Below are 8,761 nucleotides of genomic sequence, written 5' to 3'. Positions count from 1 at the left end.
GTATATGCCCGCCTGTACACGCCGGACCCTGCTAAAAATAACGGCGCCGCAGTGATCTTTGTACATGGCGCCGGCTATTTACAGAATGCGCATAAATGGTGGAGCTCCTATTTCAGGGAATATATGTTCCATAACCTGCTTACCGATAAAGGCTATACCGTACTGGACATGGATTACCGCGGTAGCGCAGGCTACGGCCGCAACTGGCGTACCGGCATTTACCGCCATATGGGAGGCAAGGACCTGGACGATGAAGTGGACGGCGCAAAATATCTGGCAGAAAAATTGCAGGTGGACGCCCGTCGTATTGGTATTTACGGAGGCAGCTATGGCGGCTTTATGACGCTGATGGCCCTTTTCACACAGCCAGATGTGTTCGCATCCGGCGCTGCATTGCGGTCGGTAACGGACTGGGCCCATTACAATCACGGCTATACGAGCAATATATTAAATGAGCCATTCACCGACAGTATTGCTTACCGCAGGTCTTCTCCTATATATTTTGCAGAAGGACTGAAAGGCAAACTGCTGATGTGTCATGGCATGGTAGATACCAATGTGCATTTCCAGGATATTGTGCGCCTGTCGCAACGACTGATAGAATTAGGGAAGAATAACTGGGAACTGGCAGTATATCCTGTAGAAGATCACGGATTTACTACCCCCAGCAGCTGGACAGATGAATATAAAAGAATACTTTTGCTCTTCGAGAGTACGCTCTTGAAGAGATGATTGCATTTTAATTTTTTTTATTTAGTTCCGTCTTAATAAAAAAAATAAAAAGGGAATACGGTGAATGATGCAGGCGAATGTTAAGGAATCTTAATTTTCGTCAGGATCTTTTCCGTATTCCCTTTTTCATTTTACATTAGACAATGTAGAATACTATGTAGACCATATCTTTAATTAAACAATATTCACATTTCCTGATGTGATCTTAACATTTTAATGCGATATTGCAATGATAAAACCTAGCACAAATCCAAAAACCTTATGTGTGGAATAGTAGCTTATATCGGGCAGAGAGAAGCCTACCCGGTAGTATTAAAAGGCCTCAAAAGACTGGAATACCGCGGATACGACAGCGCGGGAGTTGCCCTGATCAACAACGGGCTTCAGGTATACAAGAAAAAAGACAAAGTAGCCGCCCTCGAAGCATTTGTTGAGGGAAAAGACCTGCGGAGCCATATAGCCATCGGGCATACCCGCTGGGCTACACATGGCGAGCCATGCGACCGCAATGCGCACCCGCATTTATCCGGCGACGGAAAACTGGCCATGATCCACAATGGCATCATTGAAAATTATGTACAACTGAAACAGGAGCTCATCAACCAGGGCCATGTTTTTCACAGTGATACCGACACCGAAGTACTGCTTCATTTTATCGAGGAAATCAAGAAACAAAACCAGTGCTCACTGGAAGAAGCCCTGCGCATCGCTTTAAAAAGAGTAGTGGGCGCTTACGTGATTGTACTGATCGATGAAGAAAACCCGGATACGCTGATCGCCGCCCGTAAGGGAAGCCCGCTCGTAATAGGCGTGGGCAAAGGCGAGCACTTCCTCGCTTCCGATGCTTCGCCTATCATTGAATACACCAAAGAGGTAGTGTATGTAAATGATTACGAAATTGCCATCATCAAAGCGGATGAGCTGATCCTGAAAAATATTTCCAATGAAAGGCAAACGCCTTACATTCAAAAGCTGGATCTTGAGCTGGCCGCCATTGAGAAAGGAGGCTATGCCCACTTCATGCTGAAAGAGATCTTTGAACAGCCGCAAACCATTTTCGATAGTTTACGCGGCCGTCTGGATGCAAAGAAAGGCACGCTCACCATGGGCGGTATGCGCGAATATGCAGATGTACTGAGCAGCGCCAAACGTATCATCATTGTGGCCTGCGGTACCTCCTGGCACGCCGGCCTGGTAGCCGAATACATGATCGAAGAACTATGCCGCATCCCCGTGGAAGTGGAATACGCCTCCGAGTTCCGTTACCGCAACCCGGTAGTAGGCCCCGGCGATGTGATCATTGCCGTGTCCCAATCCGGCGAAACGGCCGATACGCTGGTAGCCATTGAAAGCGCCAAAGAAAAGGGCGCTATCATCCTCGGCGTATGTAACGTAGTAGGTTCTTCCATTGCACGCTTGTCGCACGCAGGCGCCTATACGCACGCAGGCCCTGAAATTGGCGTAGCCAGTACCAAAGCCTTCACCGCCCAGCTGGCAGTGCTTTGCCTGGTAGGCCTCAAACTGGCCGCCGATAAAGGCACCATCACTCCTCAAAGGTTCCAGCACCTGCTCGATGAACTGGAACAGGTTCCTGAAAAAGTAGCCACTACTCTTAAACTGGACGACCAGATCAAACAGGTGGCCGATAAATATAAAGATGCACGTGATTTTCTCTACCTGGGCCGCGGATACAATTTCCCGGTAGCCCTGGAAGGAGCGCTTAAACTGAAAGAAATTTCCTACATCCACGCAGAGGGTTATCCCGCTGCGGAAATGAAACATGGCCCTATTGCACTGGTAGATGAAAACCTGCCGGTGGTAATTGTTGCCACGAAAGACAGCTACTACGAAAAAGTAGTGTCTAACATCCAGGAAATTAAAGCCCGTAAAGGTAAAGTGATCGCCGTTGTAACAGAAGGCGACAACACCATCCCCCCTATGGCGGATGATGTGATTTTTGTGCCTTCGGCAGATGAACTGGTGGCTCCCATCATTTCTGTAGTGCCGTTACAACTGCTCGCTTATCATATAGGCGTGCTCAAAGGCCTGGACGTTGATAAACCCAGGAACCTTGCAAAATCAGTTACAGTAGAATAAAGAAAACGGAGATACCTTATCTGGTTATTTTATTATCTGCACGCATAATAAAATAACCAGATGGTCATTTCCCTAAATGATGTATCCTCATGAATAATATCCAAAAAAGACCCCTCTCTGATCTGGGGTATAATTTCATTGAAACCACGTTACCGGAAGGCAAAGACGAATACTATCTCCGTAATGAACAATGGAGCAGGAGAGACAAATACAGGAAATTAACCGCACACGAAATAGAATCGCTGGTACGTAATGATAATACCTCCGATGACTGGAATATTATTTTTGTTTCCGACGAATTTGATCCGCAACTGGTACAGCACTGCCACTTTTTCGGGATGGTGCGCATTGGTAAACTGGAGCCTTATTACCTCGAGTTCCACAACCTGCGGATGCCGGTAGGATTGTACAACAGCACCATCTGCGCCTGCGATTTCGGCGACAATGTAGTGGTACATAACGTAAATTATTTATCCCATTATATCCTCGGCAATGAAGTGATCGTAGCCAACGTAAATGAAATGGCTACTACCGACTATGCCAAATTCGGAAACGGTATTGTAAAGGAAGGAGAAAATGAAAGCGGCCGCATCTGGATGGAACTATGCAATGAAAACGGCGGCAGAAGCGTGATGCCGTTCGATGGTATGCTCCCCGGAGACGCTTACCTGTGGACCCGCTACCGCGACGATGAACAGCTGCAACAGCAATTCAAAACATTCACAGAAAAACAATTTGATAAAAGACGGGGCTACTACGGTATGGTGGGTGATCGTACAGTGATCAAGAACTGTAAGATGATCAAAGACGTTACCATTGGTACGGATGCCTACCTGAAAGGCGCCAACAAGCTGAAAAACCTTACCATCAACAGCAGCAGCAAAGCCTCTTCTCAAATTGGCGAAGGCTGCGAAATGGTAAATGGTGTAATAGGCTACGGTTGCCGCGTATTCTACGGCGTGAAAGCCGTTCGCTTTGTAATGGCCTCCCACTCACAGCTGAAATACGGCGCCAGGCTGATCAACTCCTACCTGGGCAACAACGCTACTATTTCCTGCTGCGAAGTGCTCAACTCGCTCATCTTCCCCGCACATGAACAACATCATAATAACTCGTTCCTGTGCGCAGCGCTTATCATGGGGCAAAGCAACATGGCTGCCGGCGCTACCATCGGTTCCAATCACAACTCCCGCGGCGCCGATGGTGAAATCATTGCCGGCAGGGGATTCTGGCCAGGCCTCTGCGTAAGCCTGAAACATAACTCCCGCTTCGCCAGCTTCACACTCATTTCCAAAGGCAATTACATGTCGGAGCTGAATATCTCCATTCCATTCAGCCTGGTAGTAAACGACGAACATGAGAACCGCCTGAAAATAATGCCGGGCTACTGGTTCCTGTACAATATGTACGCTATTGCGCGCAACTCCTGGAAATATGTAGACCGCGACAAACGCACCGATAAACAACAACTCATTGAATACGATTACCTGGCCCCTGATTCTGTAGAAGAAATATTCCAGGCACTGGCCATCATGGAAACAGCCACCGGTAAAGCATGGTACGCCCTGGAAGAAAATATTCCTGTAGGAGAACTAACGGAACAGGATATACGTAATAAAGGAAAAGAGCTGTTAAAAAATAACCCGGAAGAAGTAGCCGCACTAACTATTCTCTCCAAGGGTTTTGAAAACAGCTCCCGCGATGTGGAACTGCTGAAAGTACACAAGGCTTATCCACTGTTCAACGATATGGTGGTGCTTTATGCAGTAAAAAACATCCTGGCAGCAAAAAAATCTTCCTTTGCTGATTTACAGGCAGCGGTTAAAACGGCCAGGCGCGGCGACTGGCAAAACATTGGCGGACAGCTGATGAAAGCGGAAACCGTGGCTTCCCTCAAAACAAAGATCCGGGAAAACAAGATTGCCAGCTGGCCGGAACTGCATACCGCCTATGAACAAATAGGCAACGAATATGCAGCCGATAAATTACAACATGCCGTGGCCTGTTTACTGGAAATCAAAAACAGCGATCTCTCCGCCGCTAACCTGGCACAATGGATGAACGATTCTGTAGCTACTATGGAATGGATCACCACACAGATCAGGCGCTCCAGGGAAAAAGATTATAAAAACCCCTTCCGTCAGCTGGCTTATGAAAGCGAAAAAGAAATGAACGCGGTAATAGGCAGCCTGGAAGACAACAGCTTTATTAAACAAACCGCTGAAGACCTGGAAATGTATAAATTGCAGGTAAATAAAACCATCAGCGAATGGCAGCTAAAGAAAAAATAAGATGCAGCTGGGCCAATAAGGACAAGCTGTACCAGGATTACCACGACAAGGAATGGGGCACGCCCGATCATGATGATCAGCATCTCTTCGAAATGTTGTGTCTCGAAGGTGCACAGGCGGGCCTCAGCTGGTATACCGTACTTACCAAAAGGGAAAACTACCGCAAAGCCTTTGATAACTGGAACGCCAAAAAGATAGCGAAATACGATGAAAAAAAGGTAGAGCAGCTGATGCAGAATGAAGGCATCATCCGTAACCGTCTTAAAATAAAGGCAGTTATCGGCAATGCAAAAGCATTCCTCGCGGTTCAAAAGGAATTTGGCAGTTTCGATAAATACATCTGGTCGTTTGTAAACTACAAACCCATCGTAAACCACTACCGTAAAGGTATGGCCGGCGTTCCTGCCAAAACAGCCATTTCCGATGCCATGAGCAAAGACCTGCTAAAGCGGGGCTTCAAATTTGTGGGCTCCACCATCTGCTATGCCTACATGCAGGCCACCGGTATGGTAGATGATCACGCGGAGGATTGCTGGAAGAAATAGCGGATTTCGCCTTCGGCGAATTTTGTCTTGGAGCAGGATTAAGCTGATTATACTGATTTTTTTGATGTTATTCCTGGGATTTTTATACAGATATACTGAGGGTATTGTTTAAAAATTTAGGGAACTTTTCAGTTCCCTAAATTTTTAAACAAAGTTAATATTATTTTGCAATTGAATATTCCGCTATAAACAGGGTAATTCTTTCCACTATCCGCCAGGTACTCCCCTTCTTTTCAAGAAAACACATAATTCCCTGAGAACTTTCCATTCTGTTATATATTATATATGAGAAAATAGCAAGTTCATTTGAGGAGGATAATATAACTGGTGAAAATTGTATCCTGTAATAAGGTTTATTCTTTAAATCCATCCTTTTCTTTGAATGACTATTGAATAAAATAATATGATCATTATTAAAATGATCGGCAATCGTATAATTAATAATTTTTGATGTATCTATCTGTGAAATGAAATTTTCCCATTTAGGATTATTAATAGCTAAATGAGCATTAGTATCTATAAGAAATGACTTATAGTTCCTCGGATCATATTGCCTTAGTAAATTTGAATCTGTTCGCTGATTAACGAGTATCAGATCTTTTAACTTCTGATTTAATACAGATATATATATTTTATCACTTTCATCGGATTGATGATAAATGAGCTGTGAATACCCAAAGTGGAAAATAAAAATGAAAAATATCACGGCCGAAATTTGCTTTTTCATATATTCCTTATTTGTCTGACCTGTTATTCTAAATGGTTCATAAGTACCATCAAAATGATAATTAAAATTTCTTAATTGATGTCCATACCAATCTTCCACTAAAATTCTACCATAAAAGAAATCGTCTGTCGGAGGATGACTTAAATAATAATCATCAGGAATAGTTACAATAACCAAAGTGGTATTTTAGAAGATGTTAGCGAAGAATTTTCTGAATAAGAAAAGTAAATCCTCCAGCTACAAAGAGCTTATTAAGGTTAACAAGCATTCTTTCCATACTAAATAATGATTAGGATTAATAAACTGAGCAAATAGGTCCTCACTCATAAGACGTTTATTCTGATGAAATTTCATATGCATCCATAAGAGAATATAGAAATACCCGGATTAACAACAGGAAATTAATAATTTTTCTGGTTACCCGACAAAAAAACAGCGTTATTCTCAGCTTTTAAAATTTGAAACCTCTACTTTCTATAAGATAAATTCAGGTGGTTTTCATTTATATTTTACTAAAATGAGCTCCTCAGTCTCTTAAATAAGTTATATCTCCATTAATCTTTATAAAAATCTAAAAAACAACATCAGAAAAATCAGTATAATCAGCGTAATCCAGCTCCAAGACAATTTTGATCGCCGAAGGCGATCCTACTCGATCCGTATTTCGCTAAGCGCAGCATTGTTGATAAAAGTATAATCCGTAAGCGTATTCAAAAAGAAATACAGCTGCCGCTTTTCCTGGTCTGATAATTTAATTCCCTGCTTCACCAGCGGGTCGGTGGTGGGAGTCACCTTTACACCATGGTCGTAGAAGTCAAATACCTGGAAAATATCGAAGAAACGGCCGTCGTGCATATAAGGGGCGCTTTTCAGGATATTGCGCAAGGAAGGTACCTTAAAATGAAGATTATCATCTGTGTTCCCCGTGATCTTCATCCTGCCTACATCGTTCAACGCCGGTAAATAAGGTAACCCGTTACTGCGGTAAGTAAGATCAGTAAATAACGGTTCTTTATGACAGGCCGCGCACTTATCCCGGAAAACGGCATAACCTGCATTTTCTTCCGCCGTAAAAGCCACACCCGGTACTTTTAGCATTACGCTATCATATTTGGAACCGGCAGATACCATAGTGGCTACAAACTGTGTAAATGCCTTGAACATACGCTCGCTGGTAATTTCCTCCGTACCAAAAGCGGCTTTGAACATACTCCGGTATTGAGGATCCGCCTGCATTTTCTGCAGCAGTTCTTTCAGGTCTACCGCCATTTCGTTGTGATCGGTTAATGGGGTGAGCGCCTGCAATTCCAGGTGGTTCACGCCGCCGTCCCACATGAATGCTTTTTGCCAGATCATATTAAAAAGCACCGGTACCGAGCGGATCCCCTGCTGCCCTGCCACGCCATGCGCCAGCGCATGATCGAAATGGCCAAAGGCTGCAAACTGCTGGTGGCAGAAGCCACAGGAAACGGTGCTGTCCTGCGAAAGACGGTAATCATAAAACATAAACCGCCCCAAAGCCACGCCTGGTTTGGTAAGCGGATTATGCGTAAAATCGTATACCGGCCGGGGGAAGTGAGCAGGCAGCTGCAGCAAAAAAGGCTCGGGCCCCTTTACTGCGCGTTTCTTTGTGCCTGCCTGTACCAGCGCCAACAACAGGCAAAACGCCCCGATGATATATACTACCTTGTGATTCACTGGTTGGAGATGCCTGTTATGTTAAACATATGCTGGTAATTACCGGCTACCTGTCTTGCTTTTACCCCTGGCGCCATGATCACGGTGATCTTCTTGAAACTCACTGTATCCGGTAAAAACCATTTTTCCACATTGGCGGTAAGGTTGATCTGTGGCAGATGCGCAGCCGGAATGGTAATTTGTTCCGGAAGTGGCAGCGTTACATATTTCAGCACCCCGTCTTTCGATTTATATCCCCCGCAATGAAATAAAAACTCCTGCATGGGTGTATTGACAGCACTGGAATGCCCTTCTATCTGCGCCATGATATAACCGCTGTTCCAGGTCCAGAACATACCGGTTTCCACCGCCAGCGCACCGGATTGTACACCGCTCACATTGCGGATGCTATCCACTCCTACCAGGAAACGGATGCTTTTATAAGTGCCGGCAGGGATGCTGTTAAGCCGGATATTTTTTGAACTGTCAATAGCATCATCTACCAGGAAGTAAGCCGGAGGCAAAGTAACCATACTGCCATTGGTGGTTTCCAGTGAAAAATTGCTGAGGAAATAACGGAAACGGCTGATCGTAAATGTTTCGCCGGAGGCGTTGGTATAGGTAGCCTGGTTCCTTAGCAGCGGCTGCTGCCCCACCAGGTGGGTGAACGATAATTGCAGGGAAGGTACAGG

Annotated in this window: 7 protein-coding genes; 4 read left to right on the top strand and 3 right to left on the bottom strand. The window is 44.9% G+C overall.

Annotation, left to right across the window (positions count from 1 at the left end):
- The 4 genes from VIM72_RS07560 to VIM72_RS07545 form a co-directional block, all read left to right on the top strand.
- Window positions 1-732: alpha/beta hydrolase family protein (locus VIM72_RS07560; RefSeq protein WP_332002229.1), on the top strand; the 732-nt coding region annotated here is incomplete at its 5' end.
- Window positions 733-993: 261 nt separating this feature from the next.
- The gene (glmS, locus tag VIM72_RS07555; protein WP_332002228.1) at window positions 994-2,829 is read left to right on the top strand and encodes a glutamine--fructose-6-phosphate transaminase (isomerizing); all 1,836 of its coding nucleotides are present in this window, start codon (window positions 994-996) and stop codon (window positions 2,827-2,829) included.
- 89 nt (window positions 2,830-2,918) lie between these two features.
- Window positions 2,919-5,120: a DUF4954 family protein gene (locus VIM72_RS07550; protein WP_332002227.1), complete on the top strand. Its 2,202-nt coding sequence runs from the start codon at window positions 2,919-2,921 to the stop codon at window positions 5,118-5,120.
- Window positions 5,099-5,665 carry a DNA-3-methyladenine glycosylase I gene (locus VIM72_RS07545; protein ID WP_332002226.1) on the top strand — a complete coding sequence of 189 codons (567 nt, stop codon included), beginning with the start codon at window positions 5,099-5,101 and terminating at the stop codon, window positions 5,663-5,665. The genes VIM72_RS07550 and VIM72_RS07545 overlap by 22 nt, the downstream gene beginning before the upstream one ends.
- 160 nt (window positions 5,666-5,825) lie before the next feature.
- Here the strand turns inward: VIM72_RS07545 and VIM72_RS07540 are convergent, their stop codons facing one another.
- The 3 genes from VIM72_RS07540 to VIM72_RS07530 all read right to left on the bottom strand — a co-directional run.
- Window positions 5,826-6,569 carry a hypothetical protein gene (locus VIM72_RS07540; protein ID WP_332002225.1) on the bottom strand — a complete coding sequence of 248 codons (744 nt, stop codon included), beginning with the start codon at window positions 6,567-6,569 and terminating at the stop codon, window positions 5,826-5,828.
- A gap of 471 nt (window positions 6,570-7,040) precedes the next feature.
- Window positions 7,041-8,090 (bottom strand): cytochrome-c peroxidase, encoded by a 1,050-nt coding sequence (locus VIM72_RS07535; RefSeq protein WP_332002224.1) that lies wholly within the window; start codon window positions 8,088-8,090, stop codon window positions 7,041-7,043.
- The coding region (locus VIM72_RS07530; protein WP_332002223.1) for an MbnP family protein at window positions 8,087-8,761 on the bottom strand (675 nt) is incomplete at its 5' end. The genes VIM72_RS07530 and VIM72_RS07535, both read right to left, overlap by 4 nt.

The sequence above is a fragment of the Chitinophaga sp. genome, assembly GCF_036569185.1.
Taxonomy (GTDB): domain Bacteria; phylum Bacteroidota; class Bacteroidia; order Chitinophagales; family Chitinophagaceae; genus Chitinophaga.
Note: the sequence above shows the minus strand (reverse complement) of the source record. Positions and strands in the feature narration are given on the sequence as shown.